At 73.5% G+C, this 25,788-nt stretch carries 19 protein-coding genes; 3 read left to right on the plus strand and 16 right to left on the minus strand.

All coding sequences use genetic code 11. From position 1 onward, the window contains the following. Positions 1-45: 45 nt before the first annotated feature. Genes Q0195_RS02610 through Q0195_RS02625 form a run of 4 tightly spaced genes read right to left on the minus strand, consistent with a single transcriptional unit; the run spans position 46 to position 4,667 of the window. Positions 46-675, minus strand: coding sequence for an LUD domain-containing protein (locus tag Q0195_RS02610; RefSeq protein WP_299274130.1), 630 nt, complete (start codon positions 673-675; stop codon positions 46-48). Then, the gene (locus Q0195_RS02615) at positions 672-2,180 is read right to left on the minus strand and encodes a LutB/LldF family L-lactate oxidation iron-sulfur protein (protein ID WP_299274132.1); all 1,509 of its coding nucleotides are present in this window, start codon (positions 2,178-2,180) and stop codon (positions 672-674) included. The genes Q0195_RS02610 and Q0195_RS02615 overlap by 4 nt, the downstream gene beginning before the upstream one ends. Continuing rightward, positions 2,177-2,965 carry a (Fe-S)-binding protein gene (locus Q0195_RS02620; protein WP_299274134.1) on the minus strand — a complete coding sequence of 263 codons (789 nt, stop codon included), beginning with the start codon at positions 2,963-2,965 and terminating at the stop codon, positions 2,177-2,179. The genes Q0195_RS02615 and Q0195_RS02620 overlap by 4 nt, the downstream gene beginning before the upstream one ends. A gap of 34 nt (positions 2,966-2,999) precedes the next feature. After that, complete coding sequence (locus Q0195_RS02625) at positions 3,000-4,667, minus strand: substrate-binding domain-containing protein (protein ID WP_299274136.1); 1,668 nt, start codon at positions 4,665-4,667, stop codon at positions 3,000-3,002. A gap of 129 nt (positions 4,668-4,796) precedes the next feature. On the opposite strand from Q0195_RS02625, the gene Q0195_RS02630 reads away from it, so the two are divergent. Then, a complete protein-coding gene (locus Q0195_RS02630) occupies positions 4,797-5,462 on the plus strand; it encodes a hypothetical protein (RefSeq protein WP_299274138.1) in 666 nt (221 codons plus the stop codon). Here the strand turns inward: Q0195_RS02630 and Q0195_RS02635 are convergent. The 5 genes from Q0195_RS02635 to Q0195_RS02655 are packed head-to-tail and all read right to left on the minus strand — an operon-like array spanning position 5,457 to position 13,640. Then, positions 5,457-6,866: a M1 family aminopeptidase gene (locus Q0195_RS02635; RefSeq protein WP_299274140.1), complete on the minus strand. Its 1,410-nt coding sequence runs from the start codon at positions 6,864-6,866 to the stop codon at positions 5,457-5,459. The two genes, Q0195_RS02630 and Q0195_RS02635, sit on opposite strands and share 6 nt — an antisense overlap. Further along, positions 6,863-7,621 (minus strand): 4'-phosphopantetheinyl transferase superfamily protein, encoded by a 759-nt coding sequence (locus Q0195_RS02640; protein WP_299274142.1) that lies wholly within the window; start codon positions 7,619-7,621, stop codon positions 6,863-6,865. Before Q0195_RS02640 ends, Q0195_RS02635 begins: the two co-directional genes overlap by 4 nt. Then, positions 7,618-8,289: a BPL-N domain-containing protein gene (locus Q0195_RS02645; RefSeq protein WP_299274144.1), complete on the minus strand. Its 672-nt coding sequence runs from the start codon at positions 8,287-8,289 to the stop codon at positions 7,618-7,620. The genes Q0195_RS02640 and Q0195_RS02645 overlap by 4 nt, the downstream gene beginning before the upstream one ends. A 9-nt stretch (positions 8,290-8,298) precedes the next feature. After that, complete coding sequence (locus tag Q0195_RS02650) at positions 8,299-9,606, minus strand: heparan-alpha-glucosaminide N-acetyltransferase domain-containing protein (RefSeq protein WP_299274146.1); 1,308 nt, start codon at positions 9,604-9,606, stop codon at positions 8,299-8,301. Further along, positions 9,603-13,640, minus strand: a complete 4,038-nt coding sequence (locus Q0195_RS02655) for a Pls/PosA family non-ribosomal peptide synthetase (protein WP_299274148.1) — start codon at positions 13,638-13,640, stop codon at positions 9,603-9,605. The genes Q0195_RS02650 and Q0195_RS02655 overlap by 4 nt, the downstream gene beginning before the upstream one ends. Positions 13,641-13,949: 309 nt before the next feature. On the opposite strand from Q0195_RS02655, the gene Q0195_RS02660 reads away from it, so the two are divergent. Then, entirely contained in the window at positions 13,950-14,498 is a 549-nt protein-coding gene (locus Q0195_RS02660; RefSeq protein WP_299274150.1) for an amino-acid N-acetyltransferase, read from the plus strand. 21 nt (positions 14,499-14,519) lie between these two features. Here the strand turns inward: Q0195_RS02660 and Q0195_RS02665 are convergent, their stop codons facing one another. Then, positions 14,520-17,195 (minus strand): HAD-IC family P-type ATPase, encoded by a 2,676-nt coding sequence (locus Q0195_RS02665; protein WP_299274152.1) that lies wholly within the window; start codon positions 17,193-17,195, stop codon positions 14,520-14,522. Between the two features lie 143 nt (positions 17,196-17,338). On the opposite strand from Q0195_RS02665, the gene asnB reads away from it, so the two are divergent. Further along, positions 17,339-18,847, plus strand: coding sequence for an asparagine synthase (glutamine-hydrolyzing) (asnB, locus tag Q0195_RS02670; RefSeq protein WP_299274154.1), 1,509 nt, complete (start codon positions 17,339-17,341; stop codon positions 18,845-18,847). Between the two features lie 44 nt (positions 18,848-18,891). On the opposite strand, the gene Q0195_RS02675 is transcribed toward asnB, so the two are convergent. The 6 genes from Q0195_RS02675 to Q0195_RS02700 form a co-directional block, all read right to left on the minus strand. Continuing rightward, positions 18,892-19,836 (minus strand): glycine betaine ABC transporter substrate-binding protein, encoded by a 945-nt coding sequence (locus tag Q0195_RS02675; RefSeq protein WP_299274156.1) that lies wholly within the window; start codon positions 19,834-19,836, stop codon positions 18,892-18,894. A 34-nt stretch (positions 19,837-19,870) separates the two neighbouring features. Further along, the gene (locus Q0195_RS02680; RefSeq protein WP_299274158.1) at positions 19,871-20,653 is read right to left on the minus strand and encodes an ABC transporter permease; all 783 of its coding nucleotides are present in this window, start codon (positions 20,651-20,653) and stop codon (positions 19,871-19,873) included. Then, a complete protein-coding gene (locus Q0195_RS02685) occupies positions 20,650-21,825 on the minus strand; it encodes a betaine/proline/choline family ABC transporter ATP-binding protein (RefSeq protein ID WP_299274161.1) in 1,176 nt (391 codons plus the stop codon). Before Q0195_RS02685 ends, Q0195_RS02680 begins: the two co-directional genes overlap by 4 nt. Continuing rightward, entirely contained in the window at positions 21,822-22,466 is a 645-nt protein-coding gene (locus Q0195_RS02690; RefSeq protein ID WP_299274163.1) for an ABC transporter permease, read from the minus strand. Before Q0195_RS02690 ends, Q0195_RS02685 begins: the two co-directional genes overlap by 4 nt. 70 nt (positions 22,467-22,536) lie before the next feature. Continuing rightward, positions 22,537-24,342: a glutaminase A gene (gene glsA, locus Q0195_RS02695; protein ID WP_299274166.1), complete on the minus strand. Its 1,806-nt coding sequence runs from the start codon at positions 24,340-24,342 to the stop codon at positions 22,537-22,539. 69 nt (positions 24,343-24,411) lie between these two features. After that, positions 24,412-25,788, minus strand: a 1,377-nt coding sequence (locus tag Q0195_RS02700) for a DUF222 domain-containing protein (protein WP_366518070.1), incomplete at its 5' end; no start/stop codon positions are given.

Consider the following 25,788-nt stretch of genomic DNA (forward strand, 5'->3'; position numbering starts at 1 on the left):
GCCCGTTCCCGGCCGGCGGTGCCGCGTCGGGCAGGGGGGCGCAGTTCAGCCGCCCGTCACCACGACGTCGAGCGTGCGCGGCCCGTGCACCCCCTCGACCCGGACGAGCTCGATGTCGCTCGTCGCGCTCGGCCCCGCGATCCACGTGAGCGGGCGGGTGGGGTCGAGGACGGCGACGGCCTCGGGGACGGTGGCGACGACCTGCTCGGCGCGCAGCACGCACACGTGGTGGTCGGGCACGAGGGAGATGGCGCGGCGGCCCTGGTCCGGCCCTCCGTCCAGGACGATCGTGCCCGTCTCGGCGACCGCGACCCGGGCGGCGGTGACAACGGCGTCGACGGCGTCGAGCTCGGCGTGGCTCAGCGGCGCCGCGGAGGAGTCGGTGCGCACCTGTGCCGTGACCTGCGCCAGCCAGGCCCGCTCCAGCCCCTCGGGCACGACGACGGACCCCGCCTGCGCCGTCAGCCTCCCCACGTGGGCGGCCACCTCCTGGGGCACGCACCGGTGGACCCGGGCGCGGTAGTCGACGAGCCGTTCGACGAGGAGCTCCACGGCGGCACCCACGGGCAGGTCGGAGGTGGTCCGGTACGCGCGGGGTGGCCGCGGGGGCGGCCCGTGCCGGGAGCGGCCCAGCGCGTCCCGGACCCGGGCGAGCACGGCCTCACGCGCCTTCACCGCTGCTCCTCCCGCTGCTCCCACCACTCGCGGAAGGGCTGTCGTGGCGGGGCCGGGACGTCGCGTGTGGCGGTCCAGCGACCGACTACCGGCAGCGGCAGGGAGCGGATGCGCCCGCGCCGGGCGAGCGGCCGCGTGGCAGCGGCCAGCCGGGCGGCCCACCGCATGCGGCGCCCGGACCGCATGACCCGGGACAGTCCCCGCATCGCCGTTGCCCAGCCGGAGGGCGTGACCGCCGCCCGCTCGGCGTCGGTGGCCTGCCGCCGCAGGTGCACCAGCGCGGCCGGGATGTCGATCTTCACCGGGCACACCTCGTAGCAGGCGCCGCACAGCGAGCTGGCGAACGGCAGGGAGGCGGCCGGGTCGTCCGGGCCGCTGCGCGCGGTGCCGACGCCGGTGAGCTGCGGGGTGAGGATGGCCCCGATCGGCCCGGGGTAGACCGACCCGTAGGCGTGCCCGCCGGTGTGCTCGTACACCGGGCACACGTTGAGGCAGGCCGAGCAGCGGATGCAGTGCAGCGCGGTGCGCCCGACGTCGTCGGCCAGCGCGCGGGTGCGCCCGTTGTCGAGCAGGACGAGGTGGAACGCCTGCGGCCCGTCACCGGGGTGCACACCGGTCCACATCGAGGTGTACGGGTTCATCCGCTCCCCGGTGGAGGAGCGGGGCAGGAGCTGGAGGAAGACCTCCAGGTCCCGGAAGGTCGGCACGACCTTCTCGATGCCCATGACCGTGATGAGCGTCTCGGGCAGGGTGAGACACATCCGGCCGTTGCCCTCGGACTCGAAGACGGCGATCGTGCCGGTCTGAGCGACGGCGAAGTTCGCGCCGCTGACCGCGACCTTCGCCTCGAGGAAGGTGCGGCGCAGGTGGGCGCGGGCCGCCATGGCGAGGGCCCGCGGGTCGTCGGTGAGGTCGGCGGGGACGCCCGGCATGCGGGCGGTGAAGATCTCCCGGATCTCCGCCCGGTTGCGGTGGACCGCGGGCACGAGGATGTGGGAGGGCATGTCCCCGGCGAGCTGGACGATGAGCTCGGCGAGGTCGGTCTCCACGGCGGTGATGCCCTCGGCGGCGAGGTGCTCGTTGAGGCCGATCTCCTGGGTGGCCATGGACTTCACCTTGACCACCTGCCGCTCACCGGTGGCGCGGACGAGCTCGGTGACGATGCGGTTGGCCTCCTGCGCGTCGCGTGCCCAGTGCACGGTGCCGCCGGCGGCCGTGACCCGTTCCTCCAGCTGCTCGAGCAGCTCGGGCAGCCGGCTCATCACCTCGTGCTTGATCGCGCTGCCGGCGTCGCGCAGCGCCTCCCAGTCGGGCAGCTCGTCCACGACGGCGGCGCGCCTGTCCCGGATGGTGTGGGTGGCGTGGCGCAGGTTGCTCCGCAGCTGGGCGTTGCGCAGCGTCTCGTGCGCGGCGGTGGGGAAGTCCGGTCCCCAGCGCAGCGGGTGCTGCGGCGGGGCGGCCGGCTGCGGCCGCACGGTCGGCATGCCGAGGTGGGTGGTGGTCATGTGGGACGTCCCTGGGCGAGGAAGGCCGGCTGCCACGGCTCGGCGTGGGTGGCGGCGAGGACCTCGGCGAGGTGGGCGACCTGGACCTCGCTGCCCTGCCGGGCGAGGCGCCCGCCCATGTTCATCAGGCAGGAGTAGTCGCCCGCGACGAGGACCTGGGCACCGGTCGCCGTGACGTGGTCGACCTTGGCCTGGACCATCGCGGCGGCGGTCTCGGCGTTCTTCAGCGAGAAGGTGCCCCCGAACCCGCAGCACGTCTCGGCCTCGGGCAGCTCGCGCAGCTCGAGCCCCTCGACGGCGCGCAGCAGGCGCAGCGGACGGTCGCCCACGTGGAGCATGCGCAGCGAGTGGCACGTGGGGTGGTAGGTCACCGTGTGCGGGAACCAGGCGCCGACGTCGGTGACGCCCAGGACGTCGACGAGCAGCTCGGTCAGGTCGTAGGTGTGCGCGGCCACCGCGGCGGCCGTCCGGGCGAGCACGTCGTCGCCGAGCTCGCGGGCCACCATCGCCTGCTGGTGGCGGACCGAGCCGGTGCACGAGCCCGACGGCGCCACGACGGCGTCCCACTCCCCGTCCAGCACCGGGGCGAAGGCCGACACGTGGTTGCGGATCACGGGCAGCGCCTCGGCGAAGTAGCCGGTGTTGACGTGCATCTGCCCACAGCAGCCCTGCCCCACCGGGAAGTCGACCTCGTGCCCGAGGCGCTCGAGCAGCCGCACCGTGGCGGTGGCCGCCTGGGGGAACATGACGTCCGCAACACACGTGGCGAACAGTGCGATCCGCACGCGGGCCCCCTCCTCGCAGCGACCGGTGTCCAGGTCAGCCGGCGCGGAAGCGGTGGGTGAGCGCGTCGACGAAGACGGTGCCGATGTCGGCCGGGTTGCGGGCGAGGTAGCTGCGCCCTCCCGTCTGCGCGGAGATGAGGCGGAGCACCTCCTCGTCGGTCCCGGTGCCCATGCCCACGGTGATGATCGGGATCGGTTTGGCTGGGTCGATGCTCGCCTGGATCTCGGCGAGCAGCTCGCTGAGCGTGATGCTGTCGTCGTCCTCGTTCCGGCCGTCGGTGAGCAGCACCACCGAGTTGACGTACCCCGGCTCGTAGTTCGCCTGCACCTCCCGGTAGGCGGCGAGCACAGTGTCGTACAGGCCGGTGTCCCCGCCTTCGACGGTGTGCTGCGGCAGGGAGGAGGCGGCGGCCAGCAGGGCGTCCCGGTGCAGGCCGTCGCCCGCCTGGGAGTCGAGCTGGGCGATCGGGACGAGCTCGGTCCAGTCCGCGCCGCCGGGGTGGTCGGTGGAGAAGATCCACAGCCCCACCTGGGAGGTCATCGGGAAGACCTCCAGGGCGGTGTGCGCCGAGGCGGCGGCGAGGGCGATCCGGGTCTGGTCCCCGACCGGCTCGAGCATCGACCCGGAGACGTCGATGACGGCGAGCATGCGCATGTCGACCGCGACGATGTTCCACAGCGCGACGACGGCGTCGGCGTCGGCGAGCGTGGGCGCGGTGAGCGCGGGCTCGGTCCCCTCCGGGATGCCGGGCACCTCCGGCGGCTCCCCCTCCGGGAGGCGGAAGCCGGCGTCCTCCCGGTCCGGGACGCCCGCTACCCCGGTGATGGACTGCTCCAGGGCGGTGATCGCGCGTCGCGTCTGGTCCTCCTGGTCCGCGGCGGGCACCGGCACCCACGAGTAGACCAGGGCCCCCGTGCCGTCGGCGGGGACGACGGCGGTGAGCGGGACGTCGGGGTTCTCCTGCCGCTGCCGGTAGATCTGCTGCTCGGTGGCCGCGACGGCGGTGGCGTCCTCGCCGTCCTGGCTCGCGTGGGCGAGCAGCTCCTCCTCGGTCCGGGCCTGGCGGGACATCCGGATGATGTGGGCGCCGAGCAGCTGCTCCCCCTCGGGCGAGTCGCCGATCGCCTGGTCGGCGGCGTGGAGGAGGAGCATGCTCGTCGTCGACTCCTCCGGGTCGCCCAGGCGCAGCTCGAGCGGGCCGGAGAGGATCGCCTGCCACGGCTGCGGGCCGCTGAGCCCGGTGGACTCGGCGAGGGAGTTCGGCACGGCCAGCACGGCGAGGCTGGTAGCCAGCGTGGGGCCCGGGCTGAGGCTCGGGGCGTCGGCGCTCTGGTTCACCCGGTCCACCCAGACGTCGGAGTCCGGGATCCACACGTCGGGCCGCGCGGTGCCCTCGCGGATCTGGTCGGCGGTGACCGACGACTGCGCGGTGGACACGCTGTACCGCACGCACTCGTCGTTCTCCTCGACCCGGTCCGCGGCCGACTCCACGACCGGCGCGAAGTCCTCGGTCGTCGTCACCTGCACGGTGACCAGTGCCTCACAGGCCCCGCCCCCCGCGCCTTCGCCCCCCGTGGTGGGCGGAGCGGTCTCGTCCTCCCGCAGGATCGCCCAGGCGACCACCGCGAGCAGAGCGATGACCACGAGGAACCCGAGGATGCTCGCCAGGTTCACCCCGCCACGCTTCGTTGCGCTGACCATGTGTAGAACGTAGCCCCTCCGGCAGCGGCCGGAAAGGGGAACGGCCCGATCGCCACGAGGAGTCCGGGATCGCGGAGTACGGTGACATGGCCGGTGCGAGGGTCGTGCCAGGGGGGTTGGGGGTCGTCCATGAGGTGGAGCCATCCGGCGTTGCTCATCGCCACGGTGTGGGTGCTGGTCGGCTGCGGGGTGGTGACGGACCCCACGGAGGTCACCCCCGACGTCTACGTCGAGACCCCCTCACCCAACCCGCGTGCGGCTGCCGTCTTCGGGCAGGACAACGTCGACGACGCAGTCGAGCAGCTCACCGGCTTCGCCCTGTCCGAGGCCTACCCCCCGGAGTTGCTCGACCCGCAGCGGGAGGACTACAGCGTCGCGGACCTCGCCGGTGACGACGTCGTCGAGCACCTCACCCCGGACGCCGCGGAGGGGTGGACCGAGCTGGTCGAGGCGGCCCTGGCGGGGGACGCGGAGGCCCGCAGCATCGTCCACGTCATGCGGTTCTACGACGTCGAGCGGCGGTGGACGCTGCCGGAGGACGATCCCGTCGTGGCCAGCCAGCAGATCACCGACATCGTCCTGGAGGTCGACTCCAGCGGTGGGGCCGGTCAGGAGCGCCTCGTCGTCTCCTTCCACCACGACGTCTCCCTGGAGTACCGCGAGGACGGCAGGCCGGTCGGGATGGACATCGCGAAGGAGATCACCTACCAGCTCGCGCCCGTGTCCGACCCGGACGGGCCGGGCTGGCTGATCGCCGGGTTCGACGGTGAGTTCGAGGTGGTCGACTGGTCATGACTCCGGGCCGGGCGTGACAGGTCCGAGCGCGCCCGCCTGGCGCAGGGTGTCCACCGCGTCCGGCAGGTGGGCGAACGCCGCCTCGACGTCGGCCGGCTCGGCGACGCGGTGCGCGTTGTCCCGCAGGTACTGGCGGACGGCGTCGTCGAAGGCCTCCGGGCCGGCGCGGCGCCGGGCCTCGAGGAGCGCGGTGCCGCCTGCCGTGTAGATCCCGGCGACGTAGGCGGCCGAGGCGTGCTCGTGCTGCGCCCAGGCGGTCATCGGCTCCCCGACCCGGCGGTCCGCGTGCGCCGGCGCTCGCGTCGAGGTGAGGTCGTCCCCCTCGACGAGCGCCTGGGCGTAGGTGGCGAAGGACTCGTCGAGCCACGGGTGGGCGGCCTGGTTGTTGCCGACCAGCCCGTAGAACCACATGTGGGCGACCTCGTGCACGACCAGCCACCCGTCCTCCGGCAGGTCGAGGTCGCCGAACTGGATGGCCCCGGCGACCTCCACCCCGTCCGTCTGGTCCGGGACGACGGTGATCCACAGGTCGGAGTAGGGGAAGGGGCCCAGGCGGGCGGTGAGCTCGCGGATCGCGGACTCGACCTCCGCGAGCCACCGGTCGGGGGAGGCGCGGGTGCCGCTGCGCGGGGTGCCCAGGTGCACCCGCACCCCCGCCAGCGTGCGGTGCACGACGTCGAGGTCCCCCACCGTGACGGCGACGTCCCGCACGGCGGGGTCGGTGAAGCGGTGCACGGCCCGGCCGGTCCCGGTGCGCTCCGCGGTGCCGGTGACGGCGCCGGTGCCCAGCACCTCGTACCCGGCCGGCGCGACGACGGTGAGGCCGTCGAGCCGGAAGGTCTCGCTGGTGGCCATCTCCCCGACGACGTCGACGGCGGGGTCGGTGGCCCAGCCGCGCCCGCGCTGCCACGCCAGCATCGGGAAGGCGGTGGCGAACCAGGCCGCCTCACCCGTGGCGGACACCCCGACCCGCTCGTCGGTGCCCTCGCCGAGCGTGAGCGTGAAGGTCAGCTCCGTGCGCACCGTCTCCCCGGGCGGCACGCAGCGCGGCAAGGGCACCTCGACGAGCGTGCCCGGGTGGTCGGCCGGTGCCCCGGCGCGGTGGACGACGGGCAGGGCACGGGTGCCGTCGACCCGCACGTCGGCGATCTCCAGGGCGTTGCCCTCGACGGCGGTGGCGGGCTTGTTCGGCCACGCGCGGAAGACGAGCTCGCACACCTCCCGGTCGGGGGTGAAGGTCACCGTCTCGCGGCCGTCGACCGAGTGCAGGTCGGAGGCGACGACGAAGAGCAGGTCGACGACGGGCTGTGCCGGGTCGGGAGCGGGCCAGTCGTCGCTGGCCGACGAGGCGCAGCCGGCCACGACGAGGAGGGCGGCGAGCGGGCCGCAGAGCCGGCGGGTCATGACGGCATCGTGCTGCCGGCCCCCGGGGTCGCGCCAGCCAAGAGCTCGTCGCCGTCCCGTTCGGTGACGTCGAGCCAGGTGACCCCCACCGCGGCGACGCAGCCCACGAGACCCTCCCGCGGGGTGAGGTCCCGCAGCGCCAGCATCGCGGTGCGGCCGGCCCGCGGGCTGCGCAGGGCGGCGGGCCGGGTCGGGGCGGTGACGGCCACCGACCGCATGGGCAGCGTCAGGCCCGCGCCGGTGGCCTTGAGCACGGCCTCCTTGCGGGACCACCACACCGCCAGGGCGTGGGGCCGCGCCTCGGGGGCCAGGGCGCGGTAGTCCACCAGCTCCGCCGGGGCGAGGATGCCGGTGCCGAGGTCGCTCAGCGCGTGGGTCTCCCGGACCGCGACGGACTCGACGTCCACCCCGACCGGGACGTCGTGGGCCACGGCGACGGCGACCCGGCCGCCCGCGTGGGCGATGCTGAACTGGACCTCCGCGCCCGGCCCCACCAGCCGGGGCTTGCCGTGGTCACCGCCGCAGCGCAGGCACGTCGTGTCGACCCGGAGCGCGGTGGGGGCGGTCCCGGTCCATGCGGCGAGCCGGAGCCGCAGCAGCGCGCGGGCGGTGACGAACCGTGTCCGCACCGTGCGGTGCGCGAGCTGCCCGGCCCGGCGGCGCTCCACCTCGTCGAGCAGCGCGTCGAGGCCGGGGCGTTCGGTCGTCGTCGCCCACCACACCTCGCAGCGCAGCGGGTCGGTCGCGTCGGTCATCTGCGCATCAGCTCGTCGAGCAGCTGGAGCCCGAGGTCCTGGGCCCCGACGTGGGGGAGCCCGGCGTCGGCGAACCAGTCGGCGCTCGCCTCCGGGTGCGGACCGCTGACCCCGACCGCGCCGTCGCCGTACGGGGCCACGACCGCCGCCGCCAGCCCGTTGTCGTAGACGGCGAGGACGTCGGCCGGGCCCCGGAGCGGGTCGAGCGCGAAGTACGGGCCGTCCTGGAAGTACACCCGGCGCGGCTCGCCCCGCCAGCGCACGGTGGCGAGCGCCTCCGCCTCGTCGGCGACGCTCGCGCCGGGGGAGGCGATGTACTGGTCGGTGTCGCCGGGCAGGAGGGCGAAACCGGGGGAGCGGCCGGCGAGGTAGCCGCCGAGGCAGAAGCCGAGGTACCGCCCCCCGCCCCGGACGAAGTCGCGGATCACCCGCGCGTGGCGCCGCAGCCTGCGGTAGGCGGGCCGCAGCTGCCCGCCGCCGGGCTGGGCGTACAGCACGGCGCGGGCCAGGGCGTCCGGTCCGAGCGCGAGCGGCTCCCGCGGCCCCACGTAGGTGACGTCCAGCCCCCAGCGGGAGCGGCGGAGCAGGTCGGCCACCGCCTCCGGGCACCCGGGTGCGGCGGCCGGACCGCGGTAGACGAGGGCCAGCCCGCCCGCCGACGCGCCCACCGGTGACTCCTAGCGGCGCCCGCCGGTACGGGGGCCCGCATGGGCACCCGGTGTCGCGAGCATGAGGTCGCGGACGCCGCGGGTGACCACCGCCACGCCGGCCTCGAGCGGGCCCCGGGCGTACCGCCGGCCCCACAGGAGGGCGAAGATGACCACGAGGAGCAGCTGGATGACGAAGGTCAGCACGTCGCTCGCCGGCTGCGGCGGGAGGCTCGTGAGGAGCAGGTGCCCGGCGTAGAGGGTGAGGGTCATGCTGCCCGCGGCGGCCAACGGCACGACCAGCCGCCCGGCCACCCGCCCGAGGAGCACCGACACGGACAGGACCGCCAGCGAGGTGCCGATGGTGAAGGCGAGGTCGAACGGGGTGGCGCTGTGCGGCGTCGTCACCGCCAGCCACCACGGGCTGGACGTCGGCAGCACGCCGCCGCCGGGGCCCCACACGAGGAGGTCGGTGTACTCCGCGGGGGACATCGTCTGCAGGGCGACGGCCTCCAGCCGCTGCCACCCGCCGGCCACGCTCATGAGCAGCCAGGACCCGACACTCGACCCGACGGCGAGGGCGACCCCGATCGCCCCGATCTTCAGCACCACGCCGCGCGAGCCCAGCGCGCAGCGGCCCACCGCGAGGCCGGCGCACACGTAGGCCAGCCAGGGCAGGGCCGGGAACGCACCGGTGAGGGTGAGGTCGATCGTCAGCCGGACGGGGTCGGTCAGCAGGTCGGTGAAGGTGGGGTTCTGCTCCGCGGCCACCGGCAGCTCCGCCCGCACGACGTGGCTGAGCACCGGCATGACCACCGTGATGCCGGCGGCCAGCGCCACCAGGGCGCGGGTGCTCAGCGACAGCAACGGGACGGCGAGGAGGAAGAGCACCCCGTAGTAGGCGAGGATGACGCGGGCCGTATCGGCGGGCACCGCGTAGCCCAGCAGCAGGCCGAACGCTCCGATGAGCAGGGCACGGACGGCGAGGGAGGTGGCGGCGGCGTCCCGCCGGCGGCCTGTCGGTCGGCGGCGTCCGCCGCTGCCGAAGGCGATGCCGACACCGGCGAGGACGGCGAACAGCGCCGAGGCCTTCCCGACCGACAGCACCCACGCGGCCGACATGCCACCGTCGGGGCCGACGGGCTCGAGGAGGTGGACCGCCATCATCCCGACGAGCGCGAGGCCGCGGGCGAGGTCGACCCCGACGAGGCGTCCCGCCCCGGCGGGGCCGGGGCCGGAGCCACCGGCCGAGACGTCGGCGGTGGGCTCGCAGGCGTGGGGGATCGTGACGGCGGGGTGGTGCACGGCGGTGGGCGCCACCGTCTGTGAAGCGGTCATCGGACAGCTCCTTCACGACGTGCTGTGGAGGGGTGGGGGGCGCGTCGGCCGGGCTGGGCCGGGATCCCCCGCCAGGACGTCCCGGGCAGGAGGCTCTCGCCCTTCATCACCAGGGAGAGCGGGGCGAGGGTGCTCTCCTCGCCCAGGACGGAGTCGTACAGGACGACGGCGCGGGCGCCGACGTCGGCGCCGTCGCGCAGGGAGATGGTCGACATCTTCATCACGCGGTCCTCGAAGAGGTGGGTCTGGAGGGAGGCGTGTGCGCCGACGGCGACGTCGTCGCCGATCTCGACGAGGTCGAACTCGGTGAGGTAGGTGGTGTCGACGAGGGTGCGCCGGCCGACCTTGACCCCGAAGAGCCGGAGCAGCGGTGCCAGCAGGGGGCTGCCGCTGAGCATCGCGAGGAGGGCCGGGACCGCCGCGCCCTCGTAGATGCCGGTGACGAACTCGGTGCGCCGCACGAACCCGCTCCACAGCGGCTCGACGCGGCGACGGTACCGGCCGACGACGACCCACTTGACGGCGGCCACGGTGAGCACCACGCCGAGGCTGCCGCCCAGCGCGACCACCGGGGTGGCCAGCACGGTCACCACCGTGGGGGAGGCCGCAGCGACCGGGGAGAGCGTGAGCAGGGTGACGAACGTCGAGAGCGCCAGGAGCGAGGACGGCAGCACGATGCGGAGGAACTCGATGAGGTAGCGGTTGCGCACCTTTCGTCGGGAGGGTCGGTAGGTCTGCGCCTCGGTGAACTCGTCGTACAGCTCGCGCCGGGGCAGGTAGATCGCCGGTGACCCGAGCCAGGACGTCCCGGGCGCGGTACCGGCGACCGACGGGACGGACTGGACGCCGATGAGCGAGCCGTCACCGAGGTGGGTGCCGGAGGGCACGAAGGAGGCGTTCCCGACGAAGGCGCGCCTGCCCACCGTCGTGGGACGGAAGGCGACGTGCCCGTTGCAGTACGTCGCGCTGCCGACACTGGCCATGTCGGCCACGAAGGTCTCGTCCTCCAGGGTGAGGAGGTCGGGGTCGATGTTGGCGATGGTCGAGACCTCGGCCCCGCGCCCCACCCGGGCCCCGAGGGCACGCAGCCACGGCGGGGTGTACAGGGTGGCGTACAGCGTGTTGTTCAGTGCGATGCTCTGCTCGAGGAGCTTGTCCCCGAACCACTTCTCCATCCCGAGCTGGGAGCGCAGGTGGTGGATCCCCACCGGGGTGGCGGGCAGCGCGAGGCGCCGGGCACCGAGGATGAGCACGCAGGTGGCGGCGACGAACACCGGCCCGGACAGCGCGGTGACGAGGAAGGCGGGCAGCAGCCCGCGGGTGAGGAGCATCCACCAGACCAGCGCCACGACCGGGGCGCTGGCCAGCAGCGGGAGCAGCTCGAGGAAGGCGAGGCCGACCCCGAAGGCGGGCAGCAGCCGGCGCGGCCACTGCCGCGGGGCCTCGTCGCACTCGGCCATGAGCTCGAACACCGGGTCACCGGCGGACTCCTGGGGCCGTGCCGGTGAACCGGACCACGTGGCGCCGTCGGGGACGCGTTCACCGGCCTGGAGCAGGGACTGCTCGCGCAGGATGGCACCCCGGCCGACCTCGCAGGGACCCACGAGCACCGCGTTCGCGCCGACCACGCCCTGCTCGCCGATCTCGATCGGCCCGACGGTGAGGACGCCGCCGGCGATCTCGAAGGCGTTGAGGTGGGTGGCGTACCCGACGGTGGCGCCGTCCCCGAGGTGAACAAGGTGCGGCAGCGGGATCTCGGCGGTGCCGATGTGGCAGGCCTCCCCGACCCGGCCGCCGAGGAGCCGCAGGTAGGGCGCGGCCCACGGGGAGCCGGAGAGCACCGACAGGGGGGAGAGGGTCATCGCCTTCTGCACGGCCCACACGCGCAGGTGGGTCGCGCCGTAGAGCGGGTGGACCCCCGGCCGGATGCCCGGGGTGAGGAGGCGGACCCCGACGACCGGGAGCAGCCAGCGTCCGACGAGGTAGGACAGCGGGAAGAGCAGGACGAGCTGCTGGATCATCGCCACGCTCGGCTCGCCGCCGTGGATGCTGTAGACGATGCCGACCGGGAGCAGGAAGACGACGAGGAGGGAGTACACCCACCCGAGTTGGGAGAGCGCGAACGCCGCGATCCGCCACCGCGCCGGCGGCTCCGGGCGGGGCGGGCGCACCTCCTCCGGCTCGTCGCCGGACTCGAGGCGGGACATGTCCTGCTGCCGCGCCAGCGCCCGCACCGTGGGGTTGGCGTAGAGGTCGACGATCGACAGCGAGGGCAGGGTGGCGCGCAGCTTGGACACGACCGTCGCCGCGAGCAGCGAGTGGCCACCGAGGTCGTTGAAGAAGTCCGCCTCGACGGACAGCGAGCCCTCCGGGAGCCGCAGCACCTCCTGCCACGCCGCGGCGATCTGCCGCTCGGTCTCCGTCTCCGGGGCGACGTAGTCGCCGTCCCCGGCGACGAACCGCGGCCCCTGCGGGTCGGGCAGCGCCTTGCGGTCCGCCTTGCCGCTGGGGAGCATCGGGATCCGGTCGACGACCTCGAGGTAGGTCGGGACCATGTACGGCGGGACGGTGCGCCGCAGCTCGGCGTGCAGCCGGGCGAGCAGGCCGTCGTCCCGCGTCGTGCCCTCGGTGAGGACGAGGTAGCCGGTGAGGTCGCCGCCGCTCTCCGAGGGGAGCAGCTTGACCACGGCGGCCGCGACGTGGTCGTCGCGGAGCAGGACGCTCTCGATCTCCTGGAGGTCGACCCGGTTCCCGCGGATCTTGACCTCGCTGTCGGCACGTCCGAGGTACTCGATGTCCCCGGCGGGCAGGAACCGGCCGAGGTCGCCGGTGCGGTACATCCGGGCGCCCGGCGGGCCGTCGGGGTCGGGGACGAACCGCTCGGCGGTGAGGTCGGGCCGGTTGACGTAGCCCCGGGCCACGCCGGGGCCGCCGACGCAGATCTCCCCGACCTCACCGAACGGCACCTGCTCGAGGTTCTCGTCGCGCAGCGTGACGGTGTAGGTCGGCAGCGCCCACCCGATGGTCACCGGCCGGCCCGCGCGCAGGTCGGCCCACGTGCAGGTGACGGTGGTCTCGGTGGGGCCGTAGGTGTTGAGGATCCGCCGGCCCACGCCCCACCGCTCGACGAGCTCCTGGGGACACGCCTCGCCGCCGACGTTGACGGTGCGGATCGAGGGGATGGTGCGGTCCAGCGTCGCCAGCACCGTCGGGACGCAGTAGAGCATGGTGATGGCGGCGCTCTCCAGGAAGTCGGCCAGCCCCGGGCCCACCCGGCGGGCGTCGTCGGTGGGGCCGGCGACGACGGTGGCCCCGACCGCCCAGGTGGGCCAGATCTCCTCGATGGAGAAGTCGAAGGAGATGGTCATCCCCTGGTAGACCCGGTCGGAGGGGGTGACCCCGTACAGCGGGGGGATGACGCTGATGAAGTTGCAGATGCTCGACTGGGGGATGTCCACGCCCTTGGGGCGGCCGGTCGAGCCGGAGGTGTAGATGATGTAGCAGGTGGGGTCGCCCTCGGTGAGGAGGTCGGGGCGCGCGTCGGGGCGCCGCGCGACCTCCTCGGCGACCTGGTCGAGCCGTACGGCCGGGACCGGGATGCCCGCGGAGACCTCGTCGAACGCCGATGTCGTGAGCATCATGCTCAGGCTGGAGTCCTCCGCGATGTAGCCGACCCGGTCCGCCGGTGCGGCCGGGTCGATCGGGACGAAAGCGGCCCCGGCCTTGAGCACCGCGAGGACGGAGACGTACATCCCGACCGACCGCGGGACGAGGATGCCCACCCGCGCCCCCGGCCGGAGACCGGCGGCTACCAGGTGGTGGGCGAGCTGGTTGGCCCGTTCGTCCAGGGCCTGGTAGCTCAGCGTCTCGCCGTCGCACTCCAGGGCCGTGGCGCCGGGCCGGTCGTCACAGGTGCGTTCGAAGTAGTGGTGGAGCCGGGGGAGTGGAGGGGGCCCCGGACGCCGGGTGAGCGGCTGGGTCTCGGGGAGGGCTCGTGGGGAGGGCTGGGTATGGGGGGATGAGGACGTGCGCAAGACAGATTCCCATCGATCGTCCGCCTGATCGTGTCCGCCCGTCCTGACAGATCCGCGTCGTGACGCGGTACCCGGGCGTGGAGAGCCCGGGCGTTCTCAGCCCGCTCGACCGGTCGTGTGCCGCAGGGAACGCGGCAGGTGACCGGGAGGGGCCAGAGGTGCGGCTATCCGTACCTGGTTCGCATTGACCTACTCCCGGTGTAGGTGGGGTGGTGGATCCGCCCGGGGCGCGGCGACGGCGCCGAGCCCAGGCTCACACGGTACACCTCACAGGGCGACGGGAACACCTGTCGGTGCCACGATCGATGGGTGGGCAGCATCCGTGGGCGTGACCGGGGCGGCCGGGGCGCGGAGGTGGTCGTGCGCCCGGCGCTGCCCCGGGACGTGCGGCGCATCCACGGTCTCGTCGCCCCGCACGCCGCCGAGGGCAGCATCATCGACAAGAGCCTCGTCACCTACTACGAGGACGTCCTGGAGTTCGTCGCCGCCGAGACGCAGGAGGAGGGGGAGGCGATGCTCGCCGGGTGCGGTGCCCTCCACGTCCTGTGGGACGACATCGCCGAGGTCCGCACGATCGCCGTCGACCCGCGCTTCCAGGGCCGGGGCGTAGGCCACCGCATCCTCGACGCCCTGGTGGAGCGCGCCCGGTCGTTCCACCTCAAGCGGATCTTCTGCCTCACCTTCGAGGTCGACTTCTTCGCCCGGCACGGGTTCGTGCCGATCGCCGGGACCCCGGTCGGGATGGACGTCTACGCCCAGCTGCTGCGCTCGCACGACCCGGGCGTGGCGGAGTTCCTCGACCTCGCGCGCGCCAAGCCCAACACCCTGGGCAACATCCGGATGCTGCTCGAGCTGTAGGACCTGGCAGGGGGCGGACCGTCAGACCGGTTCGTGCTCGCGCTCGGGGCGGGTGCGCCGCACCCGGGCGCGCAGCGCCTTGTCCCCCTCGATGAGGAGCAGGACGCTGAGCCCGAGCACCGCGCAGGCCAGCCACTCCCCGGCGCTCAGCGGGGTGAAGCCGAGCAGCCCGGCCGACACCGACCACGACATCGCGCCCAGGTGCAGGGCAAGGGCACCGAGCGCGCAGCCGATGAGCACGCGGTTGCTGAAGGGGTGCAGGGCGAAGACGGACCGGGTCTCGGACCGGGCGGTGCCGACGAGGTAGAAGTTCATCAAGACGAACAGGGTGATGGCGAAGGTGCGGGCGTGGTCGAGCTCGTAGCCCTGGCCGAGCGCCCAGCGGAAGGCGACGAGGATCGCCACCGCCATCCAGACACCGGCCAGCAGCACCCGGAACCACAGCACCCGGGAGAGGATCCCCTCGGAGCGTGGGCGCGGCGGTCGGGTGAGCTCGTCACCCTCGGCCGGCTCGAAGCCCATGGCGATGTCCTGCAGGCCGTTGGTCACGACGTTGACGAACAGCAGCTGGATGGGCAGGAACAGCAGCGGCCCCTCGGCCAGGACGTTGGCCGACACCGACAGCAGCGAGGCCAGCCCGGTGGCGATGAGGAAGAAGGTGGCGTTGCGGATCGCGGAGAAGGTGACCCGGCCCTGCCGGACGGCGTCGACGATCGTGACGAAGTTGTCGTCGGTGAGGACGATGTCGGCGGCCTCGCGGGCGACGTCGGTGCCCGACGCTCCCATCGCCACGCCGATCGAGGCGGCCTTGAGCGCCGGGGCGTCGTTGACACCGTCGCCGGTGACGGCGACCGTCTCCCCGTGCTTCTGGAGCAGCTCGACGATGCGCAGCTTGTCCTGCGGCGTGACCCGGGCGGCCACGCTGGTCCGCCGCAGCCGGGCGGCGAGTGTCTCGTCGTCGAGCTCGGCGATCTCCGAGCCGACGAGCGGGTGCCGCTCCATCGGCAGCCCGAGGCGCTCCGCGATGGACGCGGCGGTCGCCGGGTGGTCGCCGGTGACCATGGTGACGTGGATGCCGGCGCGCCGGCAGTCGGCGACCGCCTCCACGACGCCGGGCCGAGGTGGGTCCTCCATCCCGTGCAGGCCGAGGAAGGTGAGGCCGGACGGCGCCGGCAGGTGCCGGTCGACCTCCTCGTCGGGGGCCAGCACCCGCTGGGCGGAGGCGATGACGCGCATCCCCTGGCCGGCGAGCCGCTCGTTGGCACGCGCGACGGCGTCGTCGTCCATCGCCACGGGCCCGGCCGCGGTGGCCAGGGAGGCGGACATTGCGGCCAGCACGTCGGGGGAACCCTTGACGTGGAGGATGCGGGTGCCGTCCGGCTCGCGCCGTACGGTCTGGGAGTACCGCAGCGCGGACTCGTAGGGGCCGTGGGCGAGGGGTGGTGCCGTCCGCTCCTGCGGGGTCACGGCGCCGCTGGCCAGCGCCATCCGCGCCAGCGCGACGTCGACGGCGTCGCCGTGCAGGTCGAGCGCGTCCTCGTCGGTCGCGCTCGCCTCGTTCGTCAGGCCGGCGGTGCGCAGCGCCTCCCGTAGGGTGCCCGACGGCGGGTGGGGCAGCGGGATGCGCAGGTCGGTGGCGCCGTCGGCGGTCCACACCACCTGCACGGTCATCCGGTTCTGGGTGAGCGTGCCGGTCTTGTCGGAGGCGATGACGGTGGTCGAGCCGAGGGTCTCCACGGCGGGCAGCGAGCGGACGATGGCGTTGTGCCGGGCCATCCGGCCCACGCCCAGGCTCATCGCGACGGTGAGGACGATCGGCAGCGACTCCGGCACCGAGGCGACCGCGAGGGCGACCGCGGTGCGGAACATCTCCGACGGCGCGTACCCCAGGACGAGCCCGGCGACGAAGACGAACGCGGCACCGAGTGCGACGACCAGCCCGATCCGGCGCTCCAGGCCGTTCATCAGCGCCTGCAGCGGGGAGGTGGTCTCGGTGCTCTGGATCAGCCGGTTGATCTCCCCGAGCTCGGTGTCCGAGCCGGTGGCGACGACCACCCCGAGCGCACGCCCCGAGGTGACCAGCGTGCCGCTGAACGCCAGGTTCGTCCGGTCCGTGGCGGGGGTGTCGTCCGGCATCGTCGCCGCGTCCTTGCGCACCGGCAGCACCTCGCCGGAGAGCATCGACTCGTTGACCTCCAACCCGGTGACGTCAAGCAGGCGCAGGTCGGCCGGGACACGCTCCCCGCTCTCCAGCGGCACGACGTCCCCGGGGACGAGCTCGGCCGCCGGGAGCCGGACCTCCCGGCCGTCACGCAGCACCCGGGAGGACGGGGCGGAGAGCTGCTGGAGGGCGCGCACCGCGGACTCGGCCTTGCGCTCCTGCCAGAACCCGATGACCGCGTTGGCCATGAGGACGAGGAAGATGGCGACGGCGTCGACCCACTCCTGGAGCAGCGCGGTGACGACGTTGGCGAGCACGAGGATCGCGATGAGGGGGCTGAGGAACTGCCGCCCCAGGGTCTGCCACCACGGCGTGGGCTCGCTCACCTCGATGGTGTTGGGGCCGTGGCGCTCCTGGCGCTCGCGGGCGGTGCTGCTCGACAGGCCGCCGCGGTCCGTCCCGAGCTCGGCGAGGACGGCGTCCGGGGCGAGCTGGTGCCACGGGGGCGGGGTGGAGGTCGTCGTCTGTTCCGTCATCGTCACCTGTCCGTTTCGAGTCCGACGATACGGACATGACGCGGCCGCTGGGGTGGGACCTTCGCCCCGGCGGCTCGCCGGCGGTGCGCGCGGCGCTCGCCCAGGCAGCGGCCCCCACCTAGGGTTGGGGCATGTCGGGTGTAGTGGCAGCCTACGGACCCTTCGACGAGGAGGTCGGGCAGCGCATGCTCGACCGGATGGCCCACCGCGGCCCGGACGGCACCGCGACGGTACGTGCGGGTGACGCCTGGCTCGGCACGCGGTACCTCGCCATCACCGACCCGGAAACCGGTGCCCAGCCGTTGGCCGGCAGCCGCGAGGATGTCTGGCTCATCGGTGACGGCGAGATCTACAACCACCGCCGCATCCGCCGGGAGCTCGGCGAGGACCGGTTCAGCACGAACTCCGACCTCGAGGCGGCGCTGCAGCTCTACAAGGACGAGGGCGTGGCCGCCTTCGAGCGGCTGTGGGGCAGCTTCGCGCTCGCCGTGGGCGCCGAGGACGGCCGCTTCGCCGTCACCCGGGACGGCCTGGGGATCGCCCCGCTCTACTGGGCGCGCCGTGGGGAGACCGTGCTCTTCGCCTCCGAGCTCAAAGCCTTCGACGACGAGTGGCGGCCCGCCGTCGAGCCCTTCCCACCCGGGCACACCTGGACCCCGGACGACGGCCTCGTCGTCGGGCCCGGCTTCCCGGCCGCGGAGCCGGCGCTCCTGAAGAGCCGCGCCCCGCACGAGGACCCGCCCGGGTGGGTCTTCGACGCGCTGCGCGACACCATCGTCCGGGCGGTGCAGCGCAGCCTCGACGCCGCTGTCCCGGTCGGCGTGCTGCTCTCCGGCGGGGTCGACTCCAGCATCGTCACCGCCGTCGCCGCCCGGCTGGCCGCCCAGGACGGCCGGCGGTTGCCGACCTTCGCCGTCGGGCTCGAGGGGAGCAGCGACCTCGCCGCGGCCCGGCTCGTGGCCGAGCACGCCGGCACCGACCACCACGAGCTCGTCTACACCGCCGAGCAGGCGATCGAGCTCGTCCCGCAGATCATCGCCGAGCTGGAGTCCTTCGACCCGCCGCTGGTCCACAGCGCCGTGCCGCACCACCTCGTCGCCGAGCTCGCGAGCCGGCACGTCAAGGTGGTCCTGGCCGGGGAGGGCGCCGACGAGCTCTTCGCCGGGTACGCCCACTACGGTCGCCACGCCACCGGCGACGCCCTCCACGAGGACCTCCTCGCCACCCTCGAGGGGATGCACATCGGTGGGCTGCAGCGGGTGGACCGGGTGGCCGCGGCACACGGTATCGAGCCGCGGGTGCCCTTCCTCGACCTCGACGTCGTCGAGCTGGCGCTGGCCCTGCCGCCGGAGTGGAAGCTCATCGGCCCGGACCGGCCCGCCAAGTGGATCCTGCGCCGCGCCTTCGACGGCTGGCTGCCGGAGGAGGTGCTGTGGCGGCGCAAGGAGCAGTTCGGTGAGGGAACCGGGATGAACGAGGTGCTGCGCGAGCACTACGAGCAGACCGTCACGGAGGCCGACCTGCGCCGCGAGGCCGCCGCGCTCGACCCGCCGGTGCGCAGCCGCGAGGAGCTGGCCTACTTCCGGATCTTCACCGAGGCGCTGCCCGGGATCGACCCGGCCCGCACGGTGGGACGCTTCACCGAGACGTGAGAGCGGGGCGCCCCCGTACAGGGACGCCCCGCTCGCACTCGGGGTCAGCCGATGAAGCCGGCCTCGGTCATCCACTCCTCGGCGACGTCGCGCGGCTGCTCGCCGTCGTTGTCGACCTTGCCGTTGAGCTCGGTCATGACCTCGTCCGTCAGCGCCTCGCTGATCGGGGCGAAGATGTCGGCGATGGCCGGGTACTCGTCGAGGGTCTCCTGACGCAGGGTCACGGCCCCGGCGTACTCGACGAAGAAGCCGAGGTCGTCCTCCAGCACGTAGAGGTCGTTGGACAGGATCCGGGCGTCGGTGGAGAACACCTCACCGAACTCACAGCTCTCACCCACCTGGGTGTAGATGAGGTTGAGGTCGAGCTCGACGACCTCGCTGAACTCGAAGCCGTAGGCCTGCTCCAGGCCGGGCAGGCCATCGTCGCGGTTGATGAACTCGGCCGCGGCACAGATCCGGCCCTGGTCGGGGTTCTGCGTGATGAACGCGGCGGCGTCGGAGGTGGTCACCAGGCCCTCGGCCTCGGCGAGGGCGTTGGTGGTGGCGAGCCGGTAGGCGTTCTCGAAGTTCGCGGGCTCGAGCCAGGCGATGCCGTTGGCGGCGTCCGCCTCGGCGACGGCGGCGTAGAGGTCGTCCGGGACGTCCTCGGTGGTGTTGCCGAGGATGTTGACCCAGCCGGTGCCGGTGTAGTCCCAGTAGATGTCGATCTCACCGGTCTCCAGCGCCTCGCGGACCGTGGCGCTGCCGGAGATGCCGGTCTGGTCGACGACCTCGGCCCCGGCCTCCTCCAGCGCGAGCATGGTGATGTGGGCGAGCACGTGCTGCTCGGTGAACTCCTTGGAGCCGACGATGAACGTCGCGCCGGCGAGCTCGCCGTCCCCGCCGTCGCTGCTGCCGCCCCCGTTGTCGTCCCCGCAGGCGGCCAGGGTCAGCGCCAGGGCCAGTGCGCCCGCTGCCCCGAGCGCCCGTCGTGTCCGTCGTGCGGTCATGTGGTGTCTCTCCTTCGTGTTGTGGGGGAGCCGGTCACAGCCCGCGCGGTCGCAGCAGGTCTTCGGCGATCCCCGCCAGGTAGTCGATGAACAGGGCGAGGACGGCCGTCAGCGTGGCACCCACCAGCTGGACGGTGAACCGGTTGGTGGACAGCCCGGCGACGATGATGTCACCCAGGCCCCCTGCGTTGACGTAGGTGACCAGGGTGGCGGTCCCCACGTTGATGACCAGCGCGGTCCGGATCCCGGCGAGCATGACCGGGACGGACAGCGGCAGCTCGAGCTTGCGCAGCACGGTGAACCGCGACATCCCCATGCCGCGGCCCGCCTCGAGCACGGCGTCGTCGACCTGCTCGATGCCGACCATCGTATTGAGCAGCACCGGGATGACGGCGTAGAGCACCAGCGCGATGATCGCTGCGCGGAAGCCGAGGAGGAAGAAGCCCACCGCGAGCAGGACGATGATGGCGATGGTCGGGACGGCCTGCAGCACCGTGAGCACGGTGATGATGATCGGCCGCACGCGCCGGGTGTACGGGCGGGTGAGCAGGATCCCGAGCGGGATGGCGATGGCGAGGGTGACGGCCGTGGACGCGGCGGCGAGCTGGACGTGCCGCCAGGCGGCCGTACCGAGCCGGGCGGCGTTGAGGGAGCGTGCCTCGATGGAGTCCAGCTCCTGGCCCTGGACGTAGAGGTACAGCGCCAGGCAGACCGCGGCGAGGAGCAGCGGCATGGTGAGGTAGCGCCCCACCGACCGCCGCGTCGTACGCGGCGGTGCCTGCGGGGTGACGGCCTCGCGCGTCGTCTCCGTGGTCATCCGTCCTCCAGGCCGGCTCGGGCCTCCCGCACCGCGGAGGCCCGCATGGAGCGGATCGCCTCGTTGATCTGCTCGATGTCGACGACCCCCTGGAACACGCCCTCGTCGTCCACGACGAGGGTGACGGCGTAGCGCGCCGTGATGAGCTCGTTGAGGGCGTCGCTGAGCGTGGCGCGGGGCTCCACGACCGCCGAGGCGGGCAGGCCCACGTCGTCGAGGCGGCGGCCGTCGGCCCGGCGCAGGTCCTCGGCGCCCACCCAGCGGCGGGGCCGACCGGCCTCGTCGAGGACGAGCAGGGCGCTCTCGTCGGCCTGCCGCAGCCGGTCGAGCGCCGTCGCGGGGTCGGTGTCCGCGCGCACGGTGGGCCAGCTGCGCAGCTCGATGTCCGAGACGTGGTTGAGGTTGAGGCGCTTGAGCGAGGCGCCCCGGCCGATGAACTCGGCGACGAAGTCGTTGGCGGGGGCGGTGAGGATCCGCTCGGGGGTGTCGTACTGGGCGACCTTCGCGCCGTCGGTGAGGATGGCGATGCGGTCGCCCATCTTGATCGCCTCGTCGATGTCGTGGGTGACGAAGACGATGGTCTTGCGGACCTCGGCCTGCAGCCGGAGGAACTCGTTCTGCAGGCGGTCACGGGTGATCGGGTCGATGGCGCCGAACGGCTCGTCCATGAGGAGCACCGCGGGGTCGCCGCCGAGCGCGCGGGCGACGCCGACCCGCTGCTGCTGGCCGCCGGAGAGCTGCTTGGGGTAGCGGTTGCGGTAGACCTCCGGCGGCATGTTGACCAGTCGGAGGAGCTCGTCGACGCGGGCGTCGGTGCGGGCCTTGTCCCAGCCGAGCAGCTTGGGCACGGTGGCGATGTTCTCCCCGATCGTCATGTGGGGGAAGAGCCCGATCTGCTGGATGACGTAGCCGATGCGGCGGCGCAGCTCGTCGCCGTCGGTCGTGGTGACGTCCTCCCCGCGCAGGTAGATGTGCCCCGACGTGGGCTCGATGATCCGGTTGATCATCTTCATCGTCGTCGTCTTGCCGCAGCCGGACGGGCCGACGAGGACGACGATCTCGCCCTCGAGGATCTCCAGGTCGAGGTGGTCGACGGCGGGCCGCTGCTGACCCGGGTACTGCTTGGTCAGGCCCTCGAGCCGGATCAGCACGTCCGGTGTCTGGGTGGTCATCGGATCCCCTTGGAGGTGGTGAGCCGCCCGGCGGCGTAGAACAGCAGGTCGAAGAGCACGGCGAGCACCATGACGCCGAGGGCGCCGGCGAGCACGAGGTTGACGGCCACCGGGGTACCCACGCGGGCCAGCCCGGTGAAGATGAACTCCCCGTATCCCGGGCCGTTGACGATGGCGCCGATGGCGGCGATGCCGAGCAGGACGAGGGTGGTGACGCGGATGCCGGTGATGATCACCGGCCACGCGAGGGGCAGCTCGATGCGCAGCAGCTGCTGCCGCCGGTTCATCCCCATGCCGCGCGCCGACTCGATGACGGCGGGGTCGACCGCGCGCAGCCCGGTGACGGTGTTGCGGATGACCGGCATGAGGCCGTAGCCGGTGAGTGCCACGATGACCGGCTTCCAGCCCAGCCCCAGCGGCCCGAGCAGGAGGATGAACAGGGCGAAGGAGGGGATGGTGAGGATCGCACCGCTCGCGGCGAGGACGAGCTCGCGCGGGCGCTCCCGCCGGTAGGTGGCCACACCCAGGGCCACGCCGAGCACGGAGGCGAGGACCACCGAGATCGCGACGACGGCGGCGTGCTGGATGCCGAGCTCGACCCAGTCGTCGCCCCGGTTCCTGAGGAACTCGACGAAGCTCATCGTGCCCTTTCCTCCCTCCGGGTCTGGTCTTTACGTCTGCTTTGGAGCCCGGGCTCAGTGTAGCGGCGGGCTACGCGCCTGCACGGGTGGCGATCTCCTGGACGACCTGCCCCATGTGGGCGTAGGCGGACCGGGTGAGCGCCCGCCACAGCTCCACCGCAAGCCGGGGGTCCTCCTCCTCGATATCCGCGATGGTCTCGGCCGAGAGCACCATGACCTCGAGGTCTCCCTCCGCCCGTTCGGTGGTCACCTGGCGGTCCTCGCTCAGGGCGTGCTCCCCGAAGGTCATCCCGGGACCGAGGGTGCTCAATCTCACCCGCCGGCCCTCGTCGTCGCGGGTGGTGGTCGTCACGTGTCCCGAGACGATGAAGTAGACCCCGCCGAAGCGCTGCCCGACCCGCCGCACGACCTCGCCGTCGGTGAAGTGGCGCCGCTCCATCCGGGCGACGAGCGCGGCGGCGTCCTGCGGGTCGAGCTGCGCCAGCACCGGGGACTCGACGGCGGGGACGACGGCGGGCAGGGGCAGGTCCGGGGCGTACCTGGCCAGCAGCTCGTCCTCGCAGTGCGCGACGGCGCTGCCGAGCGTCCCGAACACCGGTACCCGTCCGTCGGGGAAGGCGTCGTCGAGGAGACCCTCCGGGTCGACCGTGACGAGGCGACGCCCGGCCGCGGCCAGACGGTCGGCCACGGTGCGCAGCATGCCGAGCGCCACCCGGCTCACCTCGTCGACCCGGCGCACGTCGAGCACGATGATCTCCACGTCGTCCGGGAAGCCGGTGACCTCGCGGATCATCGACTCGGTGCCGGCGAAGAAGAGGTCGCCGACGAGCTCGACGACCACCGCCCGCTCGCTGTGCTCGGCGAGCACGGCGACCGCCTCCTCGGTGCGCCGGATCGTCGAGGGGGAGTGGGCGATGGAGTAGGAGGCCCGGATGGTGGGGCGGCCCGCACGGGCGGCGCGGACGAAGTGCATCTCGGTGTCGTGGGAGAGCCGGCGGCAGGTCGCCAGCCCGCGCACGCTGTTGCCGTGGTCGTCCAGCGGTGGGGAGAACACCGCCAGGCCCGCCTGGCCCGGGAGGACCGCCAGGGTCCCGCCGCCGACACCGGACTTCGCCGGCATCCCGACCTGGGCCACCCACGCTCCGGCGTCGTCGTACATGCCGCATGTCATCATGACCGACAGCACTCGCTCGACGACGTCGATCTGGAGTGCCTGCACCCCGGTGTGCGGGTTGGTGCCACCGTTGGCGAGGGTCGCGGCCATGAGGGAGAGGTCGCGACAGGTGACCTGGACCGAGCACTGGCGCAGGTAGGTGTCCAGCGCCGCCGTGGGGGAGGTCTCGATGATGCCGAAGGACCGCAGCAGGTAGGCCAGGGCGTGGTTGTAGTCGCTGTTGCGCCGTTCGGCGGCGAAGACCCGGCGGTCGCTGCGCAGCGGGCGGCCGGCGAAGTCGGAGTACAGCGCTTCGATCCGCTCGATCGCCGACCGGCCACCGGAGCCCTTGATCATCGAGGCGACGGCGAGCGCACCGGCGTTGATCATCGCGTTGGCGGGCCGGCCGCTGCCGGGGGCGAGGGAGATCTCGGTGAAGGTGTCCCCGGAGGGCTCGACGTCCACCTTCGCGTCGACCGCGTCGGTGCCGAGGTCCGCCAGGGCCAGGCCGTAGGTCAGCGGCTTGGACAACGACTGCATGGAGAACGGCTTGCGGGTGGTGCCGACCTCGTAGACGTAGCCGTCGACCGTGGCCAGGCAGATGCCGAAGTCGTCCGGGTCGACCGTGTGCCCGCTGGGCCCCACCAGGTACGGGCGGCCGTCGCGCAGCTCGGCGATCTCCGCGTGGATCCGCCGGAGGTACTCGTCGATCGGGGACTCCATGCTCGGAGCCTAGTGTTCGCAAAGGCGGCAGCCGCGTGGGCGGGCACGTCGACCGTGGGGAAGTTCCCGTCACGGGGCTTTGGCCCGGGGCAGTCGCGGCACCGGTGAGCGGTACACGTGACCCGTCGGGGTGTGCAGGAGCACCGTGCGTCCCACCCGCGGGTCAGGGTCGCCCGGTGGCCGGGCGGGCCCGTGGCCCGGTGGGTCGGTTGTCGTCCGCACCCGTCGCCCGCGTGCCGCCGGGCCTGGCGGCCCGGTCCCGGCCCGCCAGCCCGGCACCGACTTGGTGTAGTTGCACCGCTCGCAGTGGCCCTGCAGGTTCTCCGCGCTGGTCGTACCGCCACGGCTGTGGTCGACGACGTGGTCGATGTGCCGTACCGGGGCGTCGCAGTGCGGCGTGCGGCAGGTACCGCCGTCGCGGACAGTCACGTAGTGAGCCAGGCCCTGTGGTGCCCGGCGGGCACGGGACTCCATGGCGACCAGCCGGTCGGCAGGGTCGGTGAGCACCCGCCGGAGCCACACGCCGCAACCGTCCCCGTCGTTCAGGGCCCGCGCGACGAGCTCCCTCGCCCAGGCGGCGGGCACGGCGCCGTGGCCGGGCAGCTCGGCCGGCTCATCACCCCCGGCGAACAGGCTGCGGTCGGACATCACCAGCTGGACCTCGAGCCCCGCGGGGACCTCGGCGCCGTTCCCGGTGAGCCGCTCGACGAGGGTGTCGGCCATGACCTGTCCGCGGCTGCGCCCGTCACCGCCGGCCCGGGCGGAGTCCGCTGCCCTCCTCAGGGACGCGAGGACCGCGACGCCCTGGGCGACCGGCAGCAGTGCGGTGAGGTAGGCCATGGTGTCCGGGGCGGGGCGCAGGGTGACGCAGCGTTCCCCCTCGGCGCGCCGCGCCCGCTCCACGACGCTGTGGGGGGCGAGCCGGTAGGCGACCCGCCTCGCCTCGGCCACGAGCCGCCGGTCACCCCAGGCGTCGACCGTGGCGAGGTCCGCGCACAGCTCCTCGTCGACGGCGCGCCGCTCGGCCGGGCCGAGGCAGATGGACTCGCGCACGAGCAGCGTGGCTCGCCACTCGCTGAGCCGGCCGCTGCGCAGGGCGGCGAGGGTGTGGGGCATGTCCGCGCTCAACGTGGTGGCCAACCCCAGGTGCCGACCGCCGCGGTGCGGCGAGACCCGCCGGGCCAGGGCGACCTCGGCGGCCAGCCCCCGGCCCCGGTGGCGGGCCGGGACGCCGGCAGCCTCCTCGGCAGCGCGCCGAGAGCGCGCCAGGTGGGCGGTGACCGCTGCCTGCGCCCCCGCCGCCGCGGCCTTGAGGGCCTCCAGCTCGCGGAGCAGGTCGATGCACTGCGCCTGGCTCAGCCCGTGCCCTCCGCGGGCGGGGTCGGCGACGGGCGCCGGGACACCGACCCCGCCGCTGGCGGTGCCCGCCGCCGGGGCACCGACCCC

The sequence above is a fragment of the uncultured Georgenia sp. genome (assembly GCF_937958535.1).
In the GTDB taxonomy this organism is placed as follows: domain Bacteria; phylum Actinomycetota; class Actinomycetes; order Actinomycetales; family Actinomycetaceae; genus Oceanitalea.